The sequence below is a fragment of the Rhodanobacter sp. ANJX3 genome, from assembly GCF_014200755.1.
Lineage (GTDB): Bacteria > Pseudomonadota > Gammaproteobacteria > Xanthomonadales > Rhodanobacteraceae > Rhodanobacter.
Genome location: NZ_JACHCM010000003.1, coordinates 683,194 through 705,348, shown reverse-complemented (window position 1 = coordinate 705,348; position 22,155 = coordinate 683,194). Strand labels below are relative to the sequence as shown.

Genomic DNA, 22,155 nt, shown 5'->3' with positions numbered 1-22,155 from the left:
CACCACTTCACGACCGGCGCGAAAGTCTTGTAGGGTCTGACTAACGAGTACATCAAGATTCATGCGTCGCAGGTGGAATCATGTGACGCCGTCATGATGCGTCACTCGTAAGTGAACAGTGTGCGCCGCTACAAATCAGCTGATGCCGGAAAAACAAGCTCAAGTAGCTTGCCTTTGCGAACATTGAGGCCTTTCGGTCGTTTCTGTATTCTTGAAAGCCGTATCGAGATTCGGTTCGGTTTTTCAGTCTTGTTCGTCAATCATGAGATGGACGAAGGGCTGGCGACATCATCGTACTTTCACTTGCACCCCATTCTCGATCCCCAGCGAGCCTGACCGACGTCCCATGACGGATCTCATCGTTTCTGATCTGGTCGTGCCCGACTCGGCGGTGCCTGGCGACGCCGTCTCTCGTGTCGCCACGACGCTCGGCTGGCGCGAGCGATTGGCTCTGCCCGAGTTGGGTATCGGACTGCTCAAGGCCAAGCTCGATACCGGAGCGCGCAGCAGTTCGCTGCATGTCGATACGCTGCAGACCTTTCAGCGCGACGGCGTGACCTGGCTGCGATTTTCGCTGAGCATCCGCCGCCGTCACCCGTTTGAAGTCAGCTGCGAGGCTCCCGCCCTGGATAGGCGTGTCGTCACCGACACCGGCGGGCGACGTACGGAACGCTGGTTTATTCGTACGCAGGTCATATTGGCCGGGCAGTCTTTCAGCGTCGACGTCAACCTCACCGATCGGCGGCATATGCTGTTTCCACTGTTGCTCGGTCGCAGCGCCCTGATGGGACGGTTTGCGGTAGACCCGGCGCTTTCCTATACCCAATTACGATCCGCTTCGACCGTTACGGACATTTCATGAAAATTGCGATTCTTTCGCGTAACGCTCGCCTGTACTCCACCCGGCGACTGATCGAAGCGGCGCGCGAACGCGGGCACGTCGTGCGTGTTCTCGACCCGTTGCGCTGCTATGTGCGCATCGCGCCGAAAGACGTCGCCATCCGTTACAAGGGCAAGGATGTGCGCGATATCGACGCGGTGATTCCACGCATCGGCACATCCAGCACGTTCTATGGCACGGCGGTACTGCGTCAGTTCGAGATGATGGGCGTCTACACGCCCAATCCGTCCGACGCGGTGCTGCGCGCGCGCGACAAGCTGCGCTGCCTGCAGATACTCGCGTCGCAGGGTCTGGACATGCCGGTCACCGTATTCGGCGACAACCCGGACGATACCAACGACGTATTGGCGATGCTGGGCGATCCGCCGCACGTCATCAAGCTCAACGAGGGCAGCCAGGGCACCGGAGTAGTGCTGGCCGAAAAGCGCAGCGCCTCGCAGAGCGTGGTCGAAGCCTTCCGCGGCCTGTACGCCAATTTTCTGGTGCAGGAGTTCATCGCCGAAGCCAAGGGCAGCGACCTGCGCTGCTTCGTGGTCGGCAAAAAAGTCGTAGCTGCCATGCAACGCGTCGCCAGCCCCGGCGAATTTCGCGCCAACCTGCACCGCGGCGGCAGCGCGATCAAGGCCGATCTGAGCGCCGAGGAAAAGCGTATCGCGATTCGCGCGGCGGGGGCTCTTGGACTGGGTATCGCCGGCGTCGATCTTCTTCGCTCTAACCGCGGTCCGCTATTGCTTGAGGTAAACGCCTCGCCCGGGCTGGAAGGTATTGAAGCGGCCTCGGGCGTGGACGTGTCCGGTGAGATTATTCGGCATCTGGAGAAGCAGACGGCAAAAATTTGAATATTTGTGTCTTCCGATCCGCGTCTGTCCTGTTCATCGCACAGCGGTACGCGTTAACTCTTGCGTAACCGAGCAGCATTTATAACGTGGCCATCATTTATCGGCTCGGCCTATCGACTCTCAAGAGCGCTATGCCAACTGATGATGGTATCGGGGCGGTAGCTTGGGCCCAGATGAAGCGACGGCGAGTCGCGCATCTGGGCCTTTTTCTTGTCCTGACGGTGCGGCGTTCAGTTTCGTACTGCAACGGGCAGGATTCCCGCCACCAAGCTTGTTAAGCTTGCAGTCCCAGCCGTTCCGTGCAACGGCTGCGCAGGAGTGATGCATGCGCGTTCTGGTGATCGAAGACAATAGCGATATCGCGACCAACATCGGCGATTATCTGGAAGACCGCGGCCATGTGGTCGATTTCGCTGGCGACGGCGTGACCGGCCTGCACCTGGCGGTCGTTCACGATTTCGACGTGATCGTGCTGGATCTCACCTTGCCCGGCATGGACGGTCTGGAAGTGGCCCGCAAACTGCGCCACGAGGCGCACAAGCAGACGCCGATTCTGATGCTGACGGCGCGCGATGCGCTGGAACAGAAGCTGATCGGTTTCGAATCCGGCGCCGACGACTATATGACCAAGCCGTTCGCCCTGCAGGAAATCGCCGCGCGGCTCGAAGTGCTGGCGCGCCGCGGCAAGGGCCCGCAGAGCCGCGTGCTGAAAGTGGCCGACCTCACCTTCAACCTCGATACCTTGACGGTGAACCGCGAAGGCAAGTCGATCCAGCTCAACCCGATCGGCCTGAAACTGCTGCAGGCGCTGATGGAGGCCAGCCCGTCGGTGGTCACGCGGCAGGATCTGGAGCAGCGCGTATGGGGCGAGGAACTGCCCGACAGCGACTCCCTGCGCGTGCATATCCACGGCTTGCGCGCGGCGATCGACAAGCCGTTCGAGAAGCCGCTGATCCACACCCGGCACGGCATTGGCTACCGGATGGTCGAGCCGGATGCAGTCCAGGCGTAAGCTTCGTTTTCGATTGATTGTCTCGTTCGCGCTGTTCGGCTTCGGCCTCAGCGCGACGTTTGCCGTGGCGGCGTTGTACGTGCGCGCCAGGGTTGAGAACCAGCTGATCAACGACAGCATGCAGAACGACGTTGATCAGGCTGTCGATAACGCCATTGAGCACCCGGATCGGCCGTTTGAATCGGAGTTGATCGAGGGTTGGGTCAAGAGCGATAGAACGCTATATAAAATGCCGCTTTCCTGGCAAGACTTGGGCAGCGGTGTTCACGATATTCAGGAGACGGATGCCAGCGGTAAAAGCAAGCACTACAAGCTGGCTGTGCGCCGAAAGAACGGCATTATTGGATTTACCCGCTATGACATTAGCCGCGAAGATCTAGGCAAGCGGCAGCTGATTACCTCGTTGATCGGTGCTGTGGTTATCTTCAGCCTGTTGTCGCTGGGTATTGGTCTTTGGCTATCGCGTAAAGTCCTCAAGCCGGTGACCGAGCTTGCGCAGCGACTGCGCGGTTTTCGTAAAGCCGGCAAGGCAGAGCCTCTGGCGGAGCATTTTGCCGACGACGAGGTTGGCGAGCTGGCGCACGCGCTGGACGAATACTCCGACCGCCTCACCGCCATGGTCGAGCGCGATCGCGAATTTAACTCCGATGTCAGTCACGAGCTGCGCACACCGCTGGCGGTGATCGCCAGCACCACGGAATTGCTGCAGGGCTCGCCCGATCTCACCGAGAAGATCAGCGAACGTTTGAAGCGCATCGAGCGCGCGTCGCGCCAGGCGACCGAGCTGATCGAGGCGTTGCTGTTGCTCTCGCGCGCGGAGCGGCGCGGACCCACGCGGGGCGAAACGACCGAGGTCGGCAAGGTCGCCTCCGACGTCATTGAAAGCCAGCGCCCGCAGATGCGCGGCAAGCCGATCGAGATCGAGCTCAGTGTCAACGATGCGGTCACCGTGAATGCGCCGGCTTCGGTGCTCTCGGTGGCGTTGACCAACCTGATCGGCAACGCGATCAAGTACACGCTGGAAGGCAGCGTTCGGGTCGAAGTGGGCAAGGGCCGTATCGAGGTGATCGACACGGGTCCCGGGATCAAACCGGAAGATGCCGAGCGGCTGTTTCAGCGCGGCGTTCGCGGTGAAGGCGCCGGCGGCAGCGGCGCCGGTCTGGGTCTGGCCATTGTTCGCCGCCTGTGCGAACTCTACGGCTGGGATGTGTCCATGCGTCCGCGCAGCGATGCCAACGGCGCGATCGCCTGCATCGTGTTCGGAGGATAGGGTCGAGAGGCGAGCAGCGAGAAATACGAAGCTCTCTCGCGTCAGCGCAAGCCCTCGACTCTCCTCATCCCTCGCCCCTAGAAAGAATCACACCGGTTCCAGCCAGCCCCAGCGATCGTTGGTGCGACCGTCGAACAGGCCGAAGAACAGTTCCTGCAGGCGACGGGTCACGCGCCCGGCCTTGCCTGCACCGACCTGCTTGCCGTCGACCGAACGGATCGGCGTGATTTCAGCGGCTGTGCCGCACATCAGGATTTCGTCGGCGAGGTAGAGATATTCGCGCGGGATGTCGCGTTCGACCACTTCGATGCCGTCTTCGCGGGCCAGCGTCTTCAGCGTATCGCGCGTAATGCCGGCCAGGATCGAGGCGCTGGCCGGCGTGGTGTGCAGCACGCCATCGAATACCAGGAACAGATTTTCGCCCGCGCCTTCGCTGAGGAGCCCGGTCGAGGCCAAGGCGATGCCTTCGCCGAAGCCCAGCCGGCGCGCTTCGCGCGCGATCAGCTGACCGGACAGGTAATTGCCGCCGGCCTTCGCACCGGCGGGAATAGTATTGGGCGCAAAACGCTGCCAGCTCGACACGCACGCGTCGATGCCGTTTTCCAACGCTTCGGCGCCGAGGTAAGGGCCCATGGGCCAGGCCGCCACGGCGACGTCGATCGGTGTTTCGGCGGAGAGGCCGAAGCCGCCCAGTCCGCGATACGCGACGGGGCGCAGATACGCGGCGCCAAGCTCGTTCTTCTTGATCACGTCGCGGCAGGCGGCGGCGAGTTCATCGGCAGTATGCGGCAGTACCATATCGTAGATGCGTGCGGACTGGTAAAGCCGATGCAGATGGTCGGTGAGCCGGAAAATGGCGGCACCGTCGGGCGTCGTGTAGCTGCGAATGCCCTCGAATACCGACGAACCGTAATGCAGGGCATGCGACATCACGTGGGTGGTCGCTTCCTTCCAAGGCTTGATCTCGCCGTTCTGCCAGATCCACTCCGGGTACTGCTGCGCCATGACGGTTCTCCAATGGGGACCGCACATGATAGCTGCTGGTGGCTTGCGCGGCATGGTGGGGCGGCAGCGTGCTGTTCAGCGACTGGCTCAGCTCCGGTCAGTCGCCGTGGCTCAACCACAGGCACCCGTAGCGATGCACGATGCCGTAGCGCAGCTCGCGCGGGTTGCCGCTGCTGTCGGTTCCAGCCAGATGCAGCACCAGCTGGCCGGCTGCGGCGGGTTCCGGAGGTGAGTCGTCGCCGGACCCCGCGTCCGAATTGTCGGAGCGTGATGCCGCCGCGCTATCGGGTGGCCCGGCGTCGAGCAGCGGCAGCTGCATCAGCACACTCAGCGCACGAATATCGGCAATGGCGGTCGAGCTGGCGTAGCCGTTCCACAGCATCAGCCCCGCCAGCCGGTTTGCGTTGTGGTTGGCGAACGCATCGATGACGCTCTGGCGCAGTTCGTTGAAGCTGCCCGCGCAAAGAATCGGCGGCGGTTCGGTCGGCGTGGCGGCCAGCGTAGCCACCGGGGTCACGTCGTCGCTGGGTTTGGGCGCGGCATGAACTGCGGTGGCCTGCATCGACGCGCAGGTCTGATCGGTAAACAGCGCACGGCCACTGGCGTCGATGCAGCGATGGATATCCGTCTGCGACCTGCCGGGCACGGCCCACAGGATCAGAGCGAACCACAGCAATAGTTTCAGCGGGCGCATGACTGCAGCATAGCCGCTTGGCTCAACCCAGCTGCTGCAGCACCGACTGCGTGGCCTTGGCGCGATTGAGCGTATAAAAGTGCAGCCCTGGCGCACCGCCATCGAGCAGGCGACGGCACAGCTGCGCCACCACCTCGGTCCCCAGCGCACGCACCGACTCGGCGTCGTCGCCGTGGGCCTGCATGCGCTTGGCGATCCAGCGCGGAATTTCCGCCCCGCACATCTCCGAAAAACGCCTGAGCTGGCTGTAGTTGGCGATCGGCATGATGCCGGGCACGATCGGTACGCTCACGCCCAGCTTGCTGGCGTCGTCGACAAAGCGGAAATACGCGTCCGCGTTGAAAAAATATTGGGTGATCGCGCCGTTGGCACCCGCGTCGACCTTGGCTTTGAAGTGCAGCAGATCCTTCAGCGCGCTGTCCGCCTGCGGGTGGGTTTCCGGATAGGCGGCAACCTCGATATGGAAGTGATCACCGCTGTGCTGGCGAATGAAAGCCACCAGCTCGGCGGCGTAACGAAAGTCGCCAGGCGTCGCCATGCCGGAAGGCAGATCGCCGCGCAGCGCGACGATTCGCCGATAACCGGCGTTCCGGTAATCGTCCAGCAAGGCCGACAGTTCGGCGCGACTGCCGCCCATGCACGAGAGATGTGGCGCGACCGACAATCCGTGAACCTTGTTGAGATGCTGCACCGTTTCCGTGGTGTAGCTCAGGGTTGATCCGCCTGCGCCGAAGGTGACGGACGCGTATTCCGGCTGGTGAGTTTTCAGTGACGCGGCGGCGCGATCCATCTGCGCACGCTGTTCGTCGGTCTTCGGCGGAAAGAATTCAAAGCTGATCGCAGGCATTGCGTCGTTTCCTGAGAGGTGCGCAGAGGGCAAGTATATATCTCTGTCTCGCGATGAAGGGATATTAGCCGCAACATCCCGCCGACATCGAAGTCTGAAGCCGGTGGCCTCGATGTCGGCACGGATCAGCTCTTGCCGCTAACGCCGTGCAGGGCGCCGATATGGCGCTTGACGATCAGCACCGTCTCGGCGGCGAAAGCTTTCAGATCCGCGTTTTGTCCGGTCTTGGCCTCCTGAGCGAAAGCCGCACCATCCAGCGCGTGAATGGTCTTCATCTCCGCGATATAGGCATCGTCGAATGCCTTGCCGGAAAGCGCGTTGAGCTTGGCGACCCTGGCGGTGAAGCCTGCATTGAGATCGGTGGAAAAATCGTCGCCGTTCGACGAAGCGATCGACTTCAGCTTGCTGCCGACCAGCTCGTGATCGTGAACCTCGGTACTGGCCTGGTCTTTGACGTCCTGCGCGCTGGCCTTGTCTTCGGCGACCTTGCTCGCGGCGACTTCGAACATGCCGCCCTGCGAAACCTTGGCCACAAAGGCCTGGTCGCCCTTCGAGAGCGCGGGAGTGTCGGCAAAGGAGACTGCGCTGGCGATCAAGCCGAATGTGAAGACGACACCAGCGAGCGTGGCGATTTTTTTACGGGATGCGTTCATGGGTCTTTATCCTTGGCCGTGGGAAGGGGGCTTGCTCAGTGCTTGCGCGGAAAAACGATACGCACCGTATTGTTCGCACCATGCGTGTGAAAAGCGCCGCATGTCTGGTCCGCGCCCCGGAATTCGGTTGTCTCCAGGCTCTCCGCCGTACTCCCTGCGACTTGTTGCCCATAAAAAAGCCCGCCTTTTCAGGCGGGCTTCATGCCTCTCACGAACAGGCAGAGATCAGTAACGGTAGTGCTCGGGCTTGTACGGGCCGTCCTTGTCCACGCCCAGATACTCGGCCTGTGCGGGGGTCAGGGTGGTCAGCACCACGCCGATCTTTTCCAGATGCAGGCGAGCGACTTCCTCGTCGAGCTTCTTCGGCAGGATGTAGACCTTCGCCTCGTAGTTGTCCTTGTTGGCCCACAGATCGATCTGCGCCAGTGTCTGATTCGAGAACGAGTTGGACATGACAAAGCTCGGGTGGCCGGTGGCGCAGCCGAGGTTGACCAGGCGGCCTTCGGCCAGCAGGAAGATCGCGCGGCCGTCCTTGAAGGTGTACTTGTCCACCTGCGGCTTGATGTTGAGCTTGACCACGCCCGGGAAGTTGTTGAGCGCGTCGACCTGGATCTCGTTGTCGAAGTGGCCGATGTTGCAGACGATGGCCTGATCCTTCATCTGGCTCAGATGCTCGATGGTCAGCACGTCCTTGTTGCCGGTGGTGGTGACGTAGATGTCACCGCGGCCCAGCGTGCTCTCAACGGTATTGACCTCGAAACCTTCCATCGACGCCTGCAGCGCGTTGATCGGGTCGATCTCGGTCACCACGACGCGCGCGCCGTAGGCACGCAGGCTGTGGGCCGAACCCTTGCCGACGTCGCCGTAGCCGCAGACCACGGCGACCTTGCCGGCCAGCATCACGTCCATCGCGCGCTTCAGGCCGTCGGCCAGCGACTCGCGGCAGCCGTAGAGGTTGTCGAACTTCGACTTGGTCACCGAGTCGTTGACGTTGATCGCGGGCACCAGCAGCGACTTGGCCTCGACCATCTGGTAGAGGCGATGGACGCCGGTGGTGGTTTCTTCGGAAACGCCCTTCCAGTCCTTCACCACGGTGGTCCAGAAGCCCGGACGCTCTTTCGCCACGCGCCTGAGCAGGTTCTTGATGACGCCTTCCTCGTGCGAGGAGGCCGGTTCGTCGACCCACTTGGAGCCTTTCTCCAGCTCGTAGCCCTTGTGAATCAGCAGCGTGACGTCGCCGCCATCGTCCACCACCAGCTGCGGGCCGAGAAATTTGCCGTGCCCGTCCGGAAAGCTGACCGCTTCCAGCGTGCAATCCCAGTATTCCTCCAGCGTCTCGCCCTTCCAGGCGAACACCGGGGTGCCGGTGACAGCGATCGCGGCGGCGGCGTGATCCTGAGTGGAAAAGATGTTGCACGAGGCCCAGCGCACGTCGGCGCCGATGTCCTTCAGCGTCTCGATCAGCACGGCGGTCTGGATGGTCATGTGCAGCGAGCCGGTCACGCGCACGTTCTTCAGCGGCTTGGCGGCGGCGTATTTTTTGCGGATCGACATCAGGCCCGGCATCTCGTGCTCGGCGATGTCCAGTTCCTTGCGGCCCCAATCGGCCAGGGAAAGATCGGCCACTTTATAGTTGGCCACTTCGATTTCTTTGCTGACAGCGTTCATGCATTGTCTCCGGTTAGTGCGAATGCCTTCGCGTGTGTTAACCGGGCGCCGTTGTGAAGCTTGCCGCACCGAGCCTGGCCGTTTGAACGGTCGCAGCGCCCCTCGGCGGACAGGGAAGTTTTTTATTATAGCCGACCACAGCGCGGCGTTGGGTTGGTAGTCTGGTCACCTACTGAACGGAGTTGTCCATGCAAGAAGGCCGCAAAACCGAACCTCTGCCGCACGACGGCCCCCTGCACGACGACGTGAGCCGACTGGGTACGCTGGTCGGCCAGATGCTGGCCGAGCAGGGTGGCGATGCCTTCTTCGAGCGGGTCGAGTCGGTGCGTCAGGCCGCGATACAGCGCCGTCGCGAGGGTGAGTCGGTCGACGCTCTGGCCGGCACGCTGGCCGGCCTGCAGCCGCACGATGCCGAAGCCCTTGCGCGCGCATTCGCCACGTATTTTCAGGCAGTAAACATTGCCGAACGCGTTCACCGCATTCGCCGCCGTCGTGAATATCAGCGCGATGGCACATTGCCGCAGCCTGAGTCGCTGCTGGATGTGCTGACCCGGCTCAAGGAGCAGGGCGTCGGCGCCGACGAGCTCCTGGGCTGGCTCGATCACATGCAGGTAGAGCCTGTTTTCACCGCGCATCCGACCGAAGCGGTGCGCCGGTCGCTATTGGAAAAAGAGCAGGCGATCGTGCGGGCGCTGATCGACAATTTCGATCCCACGCGCACGCCGCAGGAGCGCCGCGAGGACGACGACCGTATCTACATGGCGCTGTCGTCCGGCTGGCAGACCGCCGAAGCCTCGCCGGTAAGGCCCACCGTGCAGGACGAGCACCACCACGTCGGGTTTTATCTGGCCAATCCCATCTATCGCATCGTGCCGGCGGTGTACGAATCGCTGGCGCAAGCGCTGAAGACGGTCTACGACGTGGAAACGCCGCTGCCGCAGCTGCTCAGCTTCGCCACCTGGGTCGGCGGCGACATGGACGGCAATCCCAACGTCGGCGCGACCACCATCGCCGCCAGTCTGGCCACGCAGCGCGCCCATGTGCTGGAGCATTACGTGGAAGATCTCGGCACACTGGCGCGCCTGCTCAGTCAGACCGACCAGCGTGTGCACGTCGACGCGGCGCTTGCGCAGCGTCTGGCGGATTATCGACAGCGCTTTCCGCAGGCGGCGGCAAGCATTCGTCCGCGGCATGCCGACATGCCCTATCGCAGCCTGCTGATTCTGATGCAGGCACGCCTACGGGCAACCGAAGACGATGTGCATTCGGAAGGCTATACGTCCCCGAAAGCATTGCAGGACGATCTGGAAATCATCGCAGGCAGCCTGATCGATCATCGCGGGGTGCATGCAGGTGCGTATGCTGTGAAGCGGTTGATTCGGCGTGTGCGCACCTTTGGTTTTCATCTGGCGCGGCTGGACGTGCGGCAGGATTCGCGCGTGCACGACGAGGCTCTTGCTGCACTGTTCAACGATCCCGACTGGCTCTCGCGCGATGTAGCCGATCGGGTGACGCGACTACAGCCGTTCGCCAGCGGCGAGCGTTCGTTCGGTGTGAGCAGCGACGCCAACGCGCAAAGCCTGCACGATGTGTTCGACACCTTGCGCGATGCGCGCACGCGTTACGGCACCGACGCGATCGGGCTGTACATCATCAGCATGGCACGCTCGGCCGCCGATGTGCTGGCGGTGCTGGCGCTGGCTCGCTATGGCGGCCTTGTCGCTGCGTCCGATACATCGCCGGAACATGCGCGTGATGGCAAAACGCCAAACGTGCCCATCGATATCGCACCCCTCTTCGAAACCGTCGACGACCTGAAAAACGCGCCGGCCACCTTGCGTGCGCTGCTCGACGATCCGCTATACCGCGAGCATCTGGCGGCACGCGGTAACCGACAGTGGGTGATGCTGGGCTATTCGGACAGCGGCAAGGATGCCGGTACGTTGGCTTCGCGCTGGGGCCTGCAGCGCGCCCAGCTGGAGTTGCTGGAACTGGCGCAGGCGGCCGGGATCCGGCTGGCGTTCTTCCATGGCCGCGGCGGTTCGGCCAGCCGTGGCGGTGCGCGCATCACCCCCGCGTTGATGTCGTCGCCGCGCGGTTCGGTGGCCGGTGTGCTGCGGGTCACCGAGCAGGGTGAGGTGATTCATCGCAAGTACGGGATCCGCGCGCTGGCGCTGCGCAATCTGGAACAGACGGTGGGCGCCGTGCTGCGTGCCAGTTTGCGTCCGCGCGAAACGGAGTTGCGCGAAGATCGGTGGATTGAACAGATGGGGCGGCTTTCCGTGAAAAGCCGCCAGGCCTATCGCCAACTGGTTGATCGCGAGCATTTTGTCGAGTATTTCCGCACGGCTACGCCGATCGACGTGATCGAGCGCATGACGTTGGGCTCGCGCCCCGCCAGCCGTCGCAGCATGCGCGGTGTGCAGGATCTTCGTGCGATTCCCTGGGTGTTCGCATGGACCCAGTGTCGCTCGATCATCACCGGCTGGTACGGTCTGGGCTCGGCCCTGGAAAGCGCAGCGGAAGAGTTCGGCGAGGAGGCCCTGGTCGAGATGGCGCGTGACTGGCCGTTCTTCATCAACATGCTCGACGATGTGGAAATGGTGCTGGCCAAGTGCGACCTGGATATTGCCGAAGCCTTTTCGCAGCTTGCCGGTCCGCTGCACGATGATTTTTTCGGCTTGATACGCGCCGAGTTCGAGTTGACGCGCCGCTGGCTGCTTCGCCTCAAGGGCAGCGACGCGCTGCTCGATCGTGCGCCGCGGCTATCGCGATCGATTCGCCTGCGTAACCCCTATGTGGATCCGATGAGCCTTATGCAGGTGGACCTTTTGCGGCGCTGGCGCGCTAGCGACCAGCAGGACGACACGCTGCTGGCAGCATTGGTCGCCTGCGTCAACGGCGTTTCGCAAGGTCTGCAGAACACCGGTTGATGACCGGTCCCCGGTATTTCCTGTACAGTCGGCTCGATGCCGCAGTAACGTTCGGCGACAGAGCGCTATGCCTCGCCGTCCGGCTTTTTCGAGCGTTTCGCGCGCGGGATCGATCAGAGCAGCGGCTTGCCGGTGGCCTGCGGCAGCTGTACGCCGAGCAGCGTGGCCAGGGTCGGCGCGATGTCGCGCATGTCGATCTGGCCGAGCGATTTGCCGGCGGGGATGCCGGGGCCGGCGATCAGGAAAGTCGCGTTCATTTCGGGATGCTGACGCAGATAGCCGTGGGTGCCTCGCTCATGCGGCGTATCGATCAGCGGAGAAAGTGGGGTGCTGGCGCTCTCATAGCCGAGTTTCATGCCGACATAGAACGATGCCTGCGGATTGCCGCCCTGTTCGGCGATCTCTTTCGCATCGAGGATGCGCTCGATGCCGAGCCGCGGATCGGCCGCCAGTTTGTCCAGCAGCGCGCGTACCCGTGCCTGCAAGGCCTTGTCTTGCGGATGGTGCAGCACGATCGCGTAGGAGCCGCCGTTCGGCCACGGGGTAGCCTGCCAGTCGGTCACGATCGGTTTCGCGTCCGGCTCGCCCGGCTTGGGCTTGGCCAGCGTGATCAGGCCGGCCTGGATGAACGGCTGGAACAGGTTGATGTCGTGCTGCACCGACGCGAAACCGTGGTCGGATACGATCGCGACCACGGTGTGCGGGTCGCTCTGCGTCACCGCGCGACGCAGCTGCCCGATGACCTGGTCGAGTCGGCTCAGGTCCGCGTTAGCCTGTGGACTGCCGGGGCCGTATTCGTGTTCGACGGCATCGAGCGAGTTGAGGTGAAGGGTCAGCAGCTGGGGATGTTTGTGCTGCCAGATCCAGGCGGCGTATTCGGCGCGGCGCGCGTCGTCCTCGGCAGTGTAGGACTTCACTTGTGGGTAGACCCCCAATGCCCGGTCGGCCTCGTCCAGCAGGCCCGGTGTGGAAAGTGCGCGCAGCAGCTTGCGGTCGTCGTCGGCACCGGATCGCCACAGCTCCGGCAGGTTGTAATCGACTGGCGCGCCCACGCTCACCGGCCACATCAGGCTGGCCGTCTTGCCGCCCTTGTCGTGCACGGCCTGCCACAAGGTGGTGACATGGATATCTTGTGCGTACCAGTTCCAGCCGTGATCGTTTTTCCACTCGGGGTCGAAGGCGTAGTTCGAGTAAATGCCGTGCACCGCCGGAGCCACGCCGGTGACCAGGGTGGTATGGCTCGGATACGTGACGGTTGGCGTGACGCCGGTAACGCCGGTCGCATAGCTGCCTTCGTGCAGAAAGGCGGTCAGCGCGGGCAAGCTGAGCCCGCGCTGTTTGGCCTGCAGCACATCATTGGCACGCAAGCCGTCGATCGACACCATCAGCACCGGAGCGTCGGCGATCGCGGCGGTACTGATGAAGACACCGACAACGGCGAGCAGAGACAGAAGACGGCGATGCCGGCGTGGATGCATATGAATTCCGTGACGGTTGGTCGAGTTGCCCGCTCGCATCGGGTGCGGGCAAGGCCAAACCGCCATTGCATCAAAGCCATGTGACAAGGTGGTGAAGCCGAATGGCTTCGGCGTTTCTAGCTGTCGAGTTCCGTCCAGCGTTTGTAGGCCGCATCCAGTTCCTGCTGCATCTTCGCGACGGCTTCGTTGGCCTTCGTGATAGCTGCACTTTCCTGTTTGAAATAGTCGGCCTCTGCCATCGCATCGCTGTGGGCAGCAATGCCGTTCTCGAGTTGCTCGATGCGCAGCGGCAGCTGCTCCAGCTCGCGCTGTTCCTTGAAGCTGAGCTTGCGTTTTGGCGCACCTGAAGCGGCAGCGACCGCAGCCGGTGCCGCTGCCGGCTTGCCCGCAGCGGGCGCGGACGTTTTCACGCCTGCGCGCTGTCGCAACCAGTCGCTGTAGCCGCCGACGTATTCGCCGATCTGACCCTGGCCTTCGAGCACCAGCGTGCTGGACACTACGTTGTCGAGAAACGCGCGATCGTGCGATACCAGCAGCAGGGTGCCCTGATAGTCGGTGAGCAGCTCTTCCAGCAGTTCGAGCGTTTCCACGTCGAGGTCGTTGGTCGGCTCATCCATGATCAACAGGTTGGATGGCTGCGCGAACAGCTTGGCCAGCAGCAGGCGGTTGCGTTCGCCGCCGGAGAGTCGGGTGATCGGCGCTCGCGCTCGCTCGGGCGAAAACAGAAAGTCCTGCAGATAGCCGACGATGTGCTTGCGCTGGCCGTTGAGTTCGATGAACTCGCGACCCTCGGCGACGTTGTCCAGCGCGTTGAGCTTGTCGTTGAGCTGCACCCGGTGCTGGTCGAAGTACGCGATCTGCAAACTGGTGCCCAACTCGGCCGTACCGCGTTCGGGCTTCAGGTCGCCGAGCATGATCTTCAGGAGCGTGCTCTTGCCGGCGCCGTTGGGGCCGATGATGCCGATGCGGTCGCCGCGCATGATGGTGGTGCTGAGATCGTCGATCAGCACGCGGCCGCCGAAGGACTGATGCACGTGTTCCAGGTCGATGACCTTTTTGCCGGAGGATTGCCCGGTCGCCAGCGCCATCTTGGCGTTGCCGGTGAGGTTGCGCCGCTCGGCGCGCTCGTTGCGCAATGCCTTCAACGCGCGCACGCGGCCTTCGTTGCGGGTGCGACGCGCCTTGATGCCCTGGCGGATCCATACTTCTTCCTGCGCCAGCTTTTTGTCGAACAGCGCGTTGGCCTGCGACTCGGCGTGCAGGCGCTCCTCGCGGCGGCGCAGATAGTTGTCGTAGTCGCCCGGCCAGTCGGTCAACGCGCCCCGATCGATTTCGACGATGCGCGTGGCCAACGCACGCAGAAAGCTGCGGTCATGCGTGACGAAGATGATGCTGCCGGCGAACTGCTTGAGAAAGCTTTCCAGCCAGCCGATGGCTTCGATATCGAGATGGTTGGTCGGTTCGTCCAGCAGCAGCACGTCGGGCTTGCGCACCAGCGCCTGCGCCAGCAGCACGCGGCGCTTCATGCCGCCGGAGAGGGCGGAAAAATCGGTGTCGGCCGGCAGTTCGAGCTTGGTCAGCACCTCGGTGACGCGGCGATCCAGGTCCCAGCCGTGCTGGGCCTCGATCTGCGTCTGCACCTCGCCGAGCGCGTCGAAATCGGCCTGGGTGTTCAGCTCATGCAGCAGGTGGTGGTAACGCGCCAGCAGATGACCGAGATCGCCGAGCCCCTCGGCGACCACGTCGAACACGCTGCCGGAAGTATTCTGCGGCACTTCCTGCGCCATGCGCGCGATCACCACGCCGCTCTGCACGCGCACTTCGCCGTCGTCGGCATGCAGCTCGCCGGCGATCAACTTCATCAGGGTGGATTTGCCTTCGCCGTTGCGGCCGACGATGCAGACACGCTCATTCGCCTCGATCGACAGATCGACGTGTTCGAGCAGGAGAGGGCCGCCGATGCTGAAGTCGACGCGTTGCAATTGGATAAGTGACATGCCCCATTGTAGCTGCAGCGCAACAAACACGGCGGTTGGATCTTTCGGACGAACCGGGAATTTGCGCCGGGGCGAGCATTCGAGCGTGCATGCCGCATCGGCGGCAGCGAATTAGCACACCTGAACCTGGCGAATGTTATAAATTTATATCTAACAGCCACTTGGCCGGCTTACCTCACGCACTGCTTCTGGATATTGCGGCCGCTTGCCTATACAGTTACCTCACGCGGGACTTCGCCGCGGCTCTTAATTCAGTGGGGAAGCCACGTTGTCCATCGCATCCGAAAAATCAGGCCGGTTGTTCCACCGGCTGCGGGGAAGGGTTGCGGCGACGGCATTTGCCGCACTTGCCATGGTTGCCGGTGTGGTCCATGCCGGCGGCTACGGAGCCATCGTCATCGATGCGACGACCGGCAAGGTGGTGGAGTCGGTCAACCCCAACGACCAGATTCACCCCGCGTCGTTGACCAAGATGATGACGCTGTACTTGGCTTTTCAGGCGTTGCAAAACGGCAAGCTGAAGATCGATCAGCAACTGCCGGTTTCTTCGTGGGCAGCCAACAAGTCGCCGACCAAGCTCGGACTGCGCAATGGTGAAACGGTATCCGTCGAGGATTGCATCCTGGGCATGGTGACCAAGTCCGCCAATGATGCTGCCACGGTGGTCGCCGAAGGTCTCGGCGGTTCCGAAGCCCATTTCGCCGAAATGATGACCGCTCAGGCGCGCCTGCTCGGAATGACGGACACGTATTTCAACAATGCCTCGGGCCTGCCCGATCCGGATCAGCTGACCACGGCGAACGACATGGTCAAGCTGGCCATGGCCCTGTATCGTGATTTCCCGCAGGACTCGCATTACTTTGCCACCAAGGAATTCGTGTTTCGCGGGCAGATCGTGCACGGTCACAACCATTTGATGGACCGCTATCCCGGTATGGACGGCCTGAAAACCGGCTTCACCGATGCGTCGGGCTTCAATCTCGCCTCGACCGCCGTCAGGGATGGACACCGTCTGTTCGGCGTGGTGCTCGGCAGCCGTACTGCTGCCGGTCGCGATCAGTTGATGGCTCGCCTGCTGGACGACGGTTTTGCGAACCAGCAGACGCCGGCGACTCTGGTCGCGCAGGCGGCGGGTGTGCGCGAGAACGCGGCGATGAAGATGCTGGCGGCGCTGTCGCCCATCTCCACGGCGCAGGCCGATACCTTGCCGGCGACGCGTTCGCTGCCAAAACGCAGCCGGCATGGTGCGAAGAGAGCTCCTGTCGCGCTTGCACGTCAGGATCGCCGTCACGGCAAAGCGGCGCCGACAGTGCTCGCCCGCCGCAGCGGCACGAGCCGCGCGGCAGCGGCGTCAACCTGTCCGCGCCGCGGCGCGCATTCGCGCAGCAACTGCCCGCAGCAGCGTCGCAGCACCGGTGGCACAAAACTGGCCTACCGCAACGGCGGCAAAAAAGCGCCGAAGCTGGCCCAGCTCTAGTCCAGATCGAGTCGCGCGAATCGCCGGCGACATGGCCGACTGAAATAACAAAAACCCCGCGGTTGCCCGCGGGGTTTTGTTTTGGCGAACGCGCCGCGGACGATTACTTGCGGCGGGCGACGGCCACTTTCTTGTCCAGGCCTGCGTCGGCGCGCAGCGCCTCGGCCTTGTCGGTCTTTTCCCACGAGAACGTGGTGTAGCTCTCGCCGTCCGCGCCCTTGACCAGCTGCGGGATGCGGCCGAAGTGGCCGTTGCTCGCGGTCTGCTGGTACATCGGGTGGATCAGGTCGAGCATTTTGATGATGCCGTAAGGGCGCAGGTCGAAATGCTTGCGGATCAGCTTTTCGATCTTGTCGTCACCGATCTTGCCGGTGCCGAAGGTGGTGACCGAGATCGAGGTGGGCTCGGCCACGCCGATGGCGTAGGACACCTGGATTTCGCAGCGGTCGGCGAGGCCGGCGGCGACGATATTCTTGGCGACATAACGCGCGGCGTAGGCGGCCGAGCGATCGACCTTGGACGGGTCCTTGCCCGAGAACGCACCGCCGCCGTGGCGAGCCCAGCCGCCGTAGGTGTCGACGATGATCTTGCGGCCGGTCAGGCCGCAGTCGCCCACCGGTCCGCCGATGACGAACTTGCCGGTCGGGTTGATGTGGAACTTGGTGCCTTTGTGCAGCAGCTTGGCCGGCAGCACGGGCTTGAGGATCAGCTCGCGCACGCCTTCGATCAGGTCTTTCTGCTTTACGCTCGGGTCGTGCTGGGTCGACAGCACCACGGCATCGATGGCGACGGCGACGTCGTTCTCGTAGCGCAAGGTGACTTGGCTTTTCGCGTCCGGGCGCAGCCACGGCAGCGGTGAATTCTTCTTTTTACGCACCTTGGTCTGCTGCTCGACCAGGCGATGCGCGTAGTGGATCGCGGCCGGCATGTACTCGCTGGTTTCGTTGGTGGCGTAGCCGAACATCAGGCCCTGGTCGCCGGCGCCCTGTTCTTCGGGCTTCTTGCGGTCCACGCCCTGGTTGATGTCCGGCGACTGCTTGCCGATCAGGTTCAGCACGCCGCAGGTTTCGCCGTCGAACCCGACATCCGAGGAGTTGTAGCCGATATCCACGATGACCTTGCGGGTCAGTGCTTCCAGATCGATCCATGCGCTGGTCGTGATTTCGCCGGCAATGATCGCCACGCCCGTCTTAACCATGGTTTCGCAGGCGACGCGGGCGCGCGGGTCCTGCGCGAGGATGGCGTCGAGGACGGCGTCGGAGATCTGGTCGGCGACTTTGTCCGGATGGCCTTCGGAGACCGATTCGGAGGTGAACAGGTGGCTGGACATCGGGTTTATATCCTTTCGTTCGGATAGAGAGATAAAAGAGGTCGAGCATGATACAACGCCAGGTACCTTTTTGCAGCCCGAGCCCGTTTAGCGCGCGGCGGGATTGGGCGCGTGTTCAGCCGTTTGGACGGCTGTTCAGCGTTTGGCGGAAACCCAGCGGCCATCTGTGCCGAAGAATAAGCGACATTGATGACAGGCGGCACCGCGGGGATTCTGCCATGCCGATGGCGGCGCCATGTGAAAAACAGCCTCCCGCCCGTAGGCCGGGCGGGAGGCTTGCATCGGCTACGCTCAGGCCAAAAGCTTCAACTCGGCACGCAGCTGCCTGGCACTGTGCACCATATGCTGCAGCGCCTGTTCTACCTCGGGCCAGCCGCGCGTCTTCAGGCCGCAGTCGGGGTTGATCCAGAGCTGCTCCGGTTGCAGCACGTCCAGCGCCTTGTGCAGCAGCTCGAGCATTTCCGAGGCATCCGGCACGCGCGGCGAGTGGATGTCGTAAACGCCGGGGCCGATGCCGTTGGGATAGCGGAAGCGCACGAACGCGTCGAGCAGCTCCATGCGCGAACGGCTGGTCTCGATCGAGATCACGTCGGCATCCATCGCGGCGACCGCTTCGATGATGTCGTTGAACTCCGAGTAGCACATGTGCGTATGGATCTGCGTGGCGTCGCGCACGCCGCCTGCCGTAATACGGAAACACTCCACCGCCCACGCCAGATACGCCGGCCAGTCCGCGCGACGCAGCGGCAGGCCCTCGCGCAGCGCCGGCTCGTCGATCTGGATCACGCGGATGCCGGCGCTCTCCAGATCGTGTACTTCGTCGCGCAGCGCCAGCGCGATCTGCCGGCATACCGTTTCGCGCGGCAGGTCGTCGCGAACGAACGACCACTGCAGCATGGTGACGGGCCCGGTCAGCATGCCCTTCATGGGTTTGTCGGTCAGCGACTGCGCGTACTTCGACCAGCGCACGGTCATCGGGGCGGGGCGCGCAACGTCGCCGAAGATCACCGGCGGTTTCACGCAGCGCGAGCCGTAGCTCTGCACCCAGCCAAGCTTGGTGAACAGATAGCCGTCCAACTGTTCGCCGAAGTACTCGACCATATCGTTGCGTTCCGGCTCGCCATGCACCAGCACGTCCAGGCCGATGTGCTCCTGAAAACGAACGACGCGTTCGATTTCCGCCTCGAGCACCGCGTCGTAGCTGGCGTCATCGAGCTGGCCCGCACGATGCGCGGCGCGGGCCTTGCGCAGCGCGTCGGTCTGCGGAAAGGAGCCGATCGTGGTCGTCGGCAGCGGCGGGAGCATGAGTGTTTCGGACTGAACGACCTGACGCGTGGCATACGCCGACCGGCGCAGCGGCGCCTGCGGCCCAAGCGTACGCAGGCGCGTTCGCACTCCCGCATCGACGACGCCGGGTGCGTGCGTCTGCGCATCCAGCAGCGATTGCTGCGCGCTAAGTGCGGCGGTCGCTTCCGGTATGCCGGACAGCACATCGGCATATACCCGCAGCTCTTCGATTTTTTGCCTGGCAAAAGCCATCGATACGAGACGCGATGGATCGAGCGCGGTCTCCGCCTTGAGATCGATCGGCACGTGCAGGAGCGAACACGACGGCGCGACCCACAGACGTTCGCTGCCGACGCATGCCTGCGCCTTTTTCAGCAGTGCGGCCACGTGTTCGGGGCGACTACGCCAGATATTGCGCCCATCGACCACGCCGGCGCTGAGTACGCGGCCCTCGGGCAGCGCATCGAGCACGGCATCGAGCTGCTCCGGCGCACGGACCAGATCGATGTGCAGACCGTCGACGGGCAGGCTGGTCGCCAGCCCGAGATTGTCCCCCAGCGCGCCGAAGTAGCTGGCCAGCAGCAGCTGCGGCGTGCGTGCAGCTGCCAGCGCGGCATACGCCCGGCGATAGGCAGCGTGGTCGTCGCCGTCCAGATCGAGCACCAGGCACGGCTCGTCCAACTGCACCCATGCCGCGCCGGCATCGGCCAGCTGCCCGAGCAGTTCGATGTAGGCATGGACCAGATCATCCAGCAAATCCAATCGATCGCTGCCGTCGACGCTTTTCGACAGCAGCAGAAACGACACCGGCCCCAGCAGCACCGGCCGCGCGGTTTGACCCTGCGCCCGCGCCTCAAGGAATTCGGCCAGCGGCTTGTTGGCATTCAGGGCGAAGCGCTGGCCGGCTTCCAGTTCCGGCACCAGGTAGTGGTAGTTGGTGTCGAACCATTTGGTCATTTCCAGCGCGTGCAGATCGTGACCGCCGCGCTTGTGGCCGCGAGCCATCGCGAAATAGCCGTCCAAAGGATTTTCATTGAATACCGGCCGATAGCGCGCCGGTATGGCATCGAACAGCACGGCGGTATCCAGCACGTGGTCGTACAGGCTGAAATCGTTGCACGGCACCACGTCGGCACCGGCATCGACCGCCAGCCTCCAGTGCCGCCGCCGCAGCATCGCGGCGGTGTCGAGCAGCGCCTCGGCGCTGCTGTCGCCGCGCCAGTGCGATTCGAGCGAGCGTTTGAGCTCGCGTTTGAGTCCGATGCGTGGAAAACCGGAATAAGTAACGAGTGACATAAAAATTCCTCTTGCATGATGGGCAAAGAGGAACGAAGGGTGGTCGGCAACCGCGCCGCGCCGTTGACCTTCGCCCCCGCGGGCGAACCGGCGCTTGCGCGGGGCGTGCGAAGACAGCGCGTGGGCCGCAGACACGGCGACGCGATGGCTCCGGTGTTTCCCCGCGGAAACGCCAGGTCGGGCGGAAGTGCGTTGCCGCACTTCCGGCTGAGGCAGGTATTCGGGCTCGTGGACGTTGCGCTTGCGCCTACTGTCCGCCGCTTCCCGGGCTATTCGCCCAGTGCGTGTGACGGAGTTCGTTTCCACCTACCGCTGCGGGGCAGCGCCGGCTTGGTACCGGCTTCCCTTTTCATTTCATCTCTCCATTCGCATAGAAAGATGAAAACCTTCAGCGGGGCTGAAGTTAGTCCGGTGTCGGGCTCAAGTCAATGACGCATTCCGCTCAGCTGAGGCGCTGACTTGCTTAACGGCCATCGAGGGCGGCTTGCTTGCCGCCGTCACGCACGGCTTTGTGCTCGCGGATAAAGCGGACGATGTCGGCTAGCGTCGGCGCGTGGTGGCGCAGCGGTCGTGACAGCGCGAACAGCAGCGGCGAGTGGCCGATGCCGGGATACAGCTTGAGGGTGACGTCCTCATGCTGCGCCAGCATGGTCTTGTCCAGCGACAGCGCATTGGATGGATCGACCTCGTGATCGCCGGTGCCCTGCAAAAGCAGCATTGGCGGCTCGTGCCCGCTGACGTAGCGAACGGGCTGCGCACGGGCCTGCTCGGCCAGCGTGTGGCCGAAGGTGCCGAGCATGTCTTTTTCGCTGGCGGGAATCGGCATGAAATCGTAAACCCCGGCCAGCCCGATACATCCGGCCAGATCGCGCGGCTGCATACCGTACGGCTTCAGCCATTCGGGATCGGTGCTCAGCAAGGCTGCGATTTGGCCGCCGGCCGAGTGGCCCATCACGAAGAGGTCGTTCGGATCGCCGCCCAGTTCGGTGGCATGGGCATGCGCCCAGGCCACCGCCCGAGCGCCGTCCTGCATAAAAACATCCATGGTCACCTGAGGGTATTTGCGGTAGTCGGGTATCACTACCAGGATGCCTTTTGCGGCCAGCGCCGTGCCGACAAAGCGATACCACTGGCGTTTGCCGTGGGTCCAGTCGCCGCCGTAGAAGAACACCACCATCGGCGCACGGGCACTGGTCGGCTGCCCCGTGTTTGCCGGCAGATAAACGTCGAGCGCCAGATTGTGCGGGGCATCGAACACGATATTGCGCTGCTGCTCGATGCCGCGATGCTGGTCTGTGCTGTTGAGTCCGGCAAACAGCGTCGCCCGGCAACCGCCGAGCAGCAGGCTGGCCAGCAACGCGCCGTGCCGCAGCCACCATAACAAGCGGTCGGAAGGCGACAGGCGCAACGTCATCGTCGACAAGCGTGATAACCGCGGTGGATGGGATGCCGATGATGCGCCGATCCC

Annotated in this window: 16 protein-coding genes and 2 riboswitches; of the genes, 6 read left to right on the top strand and 10 right to left on the bottom strand. The window is 63.2% G+C overall.

Going from position 1 to position 22,155, the window contains the following annotated elements; all coding sequences use genetic code 11:
- Nucleotides 1–346: 346 nt before the first annotated feature.
- The 4 genes from HDE76_RS11640 (at nt 347) to HDE76_RS11625 (ending at nt 4,022) form a co-directional block, all read left to right on the top strand.
- The gene (locus tag HDE76_RS11640) at nt 347–862 is read left to right on the top strand and encodes a RimK/LysX family protein (protein WP_184507632.1); all 516 of its coding nucleotides are present in this window, start codon (nt 347–349) and stop codon (nt 860–862) included.
- On the top strand, nt 859–1,740 hold the full coding sequence (rimK, locus tag HDE76_RS11635) for a 30S ribosomal protein S6--L-glutamate ligase (RefSeq protein WP_179477854.1): 882 nt from the start codon (nt 859–861) through the stop codon (nt 1,738–1,740). Before HDE76_RS11640 ends, rimK begins: the two co-directional genes overlap by 4 nt.
- A 325-nt stretch (nt 1,741–2,065) precedes the next feature.
- Nucleotides 2,066–2,752 carry a response regulator transcription factor gene (locus HDE76_RS11630; RefSeq protein ID WP_179477853.1) on the top strand — a complete coding sequence of 229 codons (687 nt, stop codon included), beginning with the start codon at nt 2,066–2,068 and terminating at the stop codon, nt 2,750–2,752.
- On the top strand, nt 2,736–4,022 hold the full coding sequence (locus HDE76_RS11625; RefSeq protein WP_184507629.1) for a HAMP domain-containing sensor histidine kinase: 1,287 nt from the start codon (nt 2,736–2,738) through the stop codon (nt 4,020–4,022). Before HDE76_RS11630 ends, HDE76_RS11625 begins: the two co-directional genes overlap by 17 nt.
- 87 nt (nt 4,023–4,109) lie before the next feature.
- Here the strand turns inward: HDE76_RS11625 and HDE76_RS11620 are convergent, their stop codons facing one another.
- The 5 genes from HDE76_RS11620 to ahcY form a co-directional block, all read right to left on the bottom strand.
- Nucleotides 4,110–5,027, bottom strand: coding sequence for a branched-chain amino acid transaminase (locus HDE76_RS11620; RefSeq protein ID WP_184507626.1), 918 nt, complete (start codon nt 5,025–5,027; stop codon nt 4,110–4,112).
- Between the two features lie 97 nt (nt 5,028–5,124).
- A complete protein-coding gene (locus HDE76_RS11615; RefSeq protein ID WP_184507623.1) occupies nt 5,125–5,721 on the bottom strand; it encodes a DUF4124 domain-containing protein in 597 nt (198 codons plus the stop codon).
- A gap of 22 nt (nt 5,722–5,743) precedes the next feature.
- The gene (gene metF, locus HDE76_RS11610) at nt 5,744–6,568 is read right to left on the bottom strand and encodes a methylenetetrahydrofolate reductase [NAD(P)H] (RefSeq protein ID WP_179477847.1); all 825 of its coding nucleotides are present in this window, start codon (nt 6,566–6,568) and stop codon (nt 5,744–5,746) included.
- Nucleotides 6,569–6,693: 125 nt separating this feature from the next.
- A complete protein-coding gene (locus HDE76_RS11605; protein WP_184507619.1) occupies nt 6,694–7,221 on the bottom strand; it encodes a DUF4142 domain-containing protein in 528 nt (175 codons plus the stop codon).
- A 225-nt stretch (nt 7,222–7,446) separates the two neighbouring features.
- Nucleotides 7,447–8,889: an adenosylhomocysteinase gene (ahcY, locus tag HDE76_RS11600; RefSeq protein WP_184507616.1), complete on the bottom strand. Its 1,443-nt coding sequence runs from the start codon at nt 8,887–8,889 to the stop codon at nt 7,447–7,449.
- 36 nt (nt 8,890–8,925) lie between these two features.
- Nucleotides 8,926–8,999, bottom strand: a riboswitch (S-adenosyl-L-homocysteine riboswitch).
- A 78-nt stretch (nt 9,000–9,077) separates the two neighbouring features.
- Between ahcY and ppc the strand changes: the two genes are divergently transcribed.
- A complete protein-coding gene (gene ppc / locus HDE76_RS11595) occupies nt 9,078–11,822 on the top strand; it encodes a phosphoenolpyruvate carboxylase (protein WP_184507613.1) in 2,745 nt (914 codons plus the stop codon).
- Nucleotides 11,823–11,935: 113 nt separating this feature from the next.
- On the opposite strand, the gene HDE76_RS11590 is transcribed toward ppc, so the two are convergent.
- Together HDE76_RS11590 and HDE76_RS11585 are read right to left on the bottom strand one after the other, a co-directional pair.
- A complete protein-coding gene (locus HDE76_RS11590) occupies nt 11,936–13,300 on the bottom strand; it encodes an ectonucleotide pyrophosphatase/phosphodiesterase (RefSeq protein WP_184507610.1) in 1,365 nt (454 codons plus the stop codon).
- A 116-nt stretch (nt 13,301–13,416) separates the two neighbouring features.
- A complete protein-coding gene (locus HDE76_RS11585) occupies nt 13,417–15,297 on the bottom strand; it encodes an ATP-binding cassette domain-containing protein (RefSeq protein WP_184507607.1) in 1,881 nt (626 codons plus the stop codon).
- 268 nt (nt 15,298–15,565) lie between these two features.
- Here HDE76_RS11585 and HDE76_RS11580 point away from each other — a divergent pair, with 268 nt between their 5' ends.
- Entirely contained in the window at nt 15,566–16,774 is a 1,209-nt protein-coding gene (locus HDE76_RS11580; RefSeq protein ID WP_255481548.1) for a D-alanyl-D-alanine carboxypeptidase family protein, read from the top strand.
- Between the two features lie 103 nt (nt 16,775–16,877).
- Here the strand turns inward: HDE76_RS11580 and metK are convergent, their stop codons facing one another.
- The 3 genes from metK to HDE76_RS11565 all read right to left on the bottom strand — a co-directional run bounded on the left by metK (nt 16,878) and on the right by HDE76_RS11565 (nt 22,101).
- Nucleotides 16,878–18,104, bottom strand: coding sequence for a methionine adenosyltransferase (metK, locus tag HDE76_RS11575; protein ID WP_184507604.1), 1,227 nt, complete (start codon nt 18,102–18,104; stop codon nt 16,878–16,880).
- A 291-nt stretch (nt 18,105–18,395) separates the two neighbouring features.
- Nucleotides 18,396–20,687 carry a 5-methyltetrahydropteroyltriglutamate--homocysteine S-methyltransferase gene (gene metE / locus HDE76_RS11570; protein WP_184507600.1) on the bottom strand — a complete coding sequence of 764 codons (2,292 nt, stop codon included), beginning with the start codon at nt 20,685–20,687 and terminating at the stop codon, nt 18,396–18,398.
- Nucleotides 20,688–20,880: 193 nt separating this feature from the next.
- Nucleotides 20,881–21,092: riboswitch (cobalamin riboswitch) on the bottom strand.
- A 58-nt stretch (nt 21,093–21,150) separates the two neighbouring features.
- Nucleotides 21,151–22,101 carry an alpha/beta hydrolase gene (locus tag HDE76_RS11565; RefSeq protein ID WP_184507790.1) on the bottom strand — a complete coding sequence of 317 codons (951 nt, stop codon included), beginning with the start codon at nt 22,099–22,101 and terminating at the stop codon, nt 21,151–21,153.
- Nucleotides 22,102–22,155 lie beyond the last annotated feature (54 nt).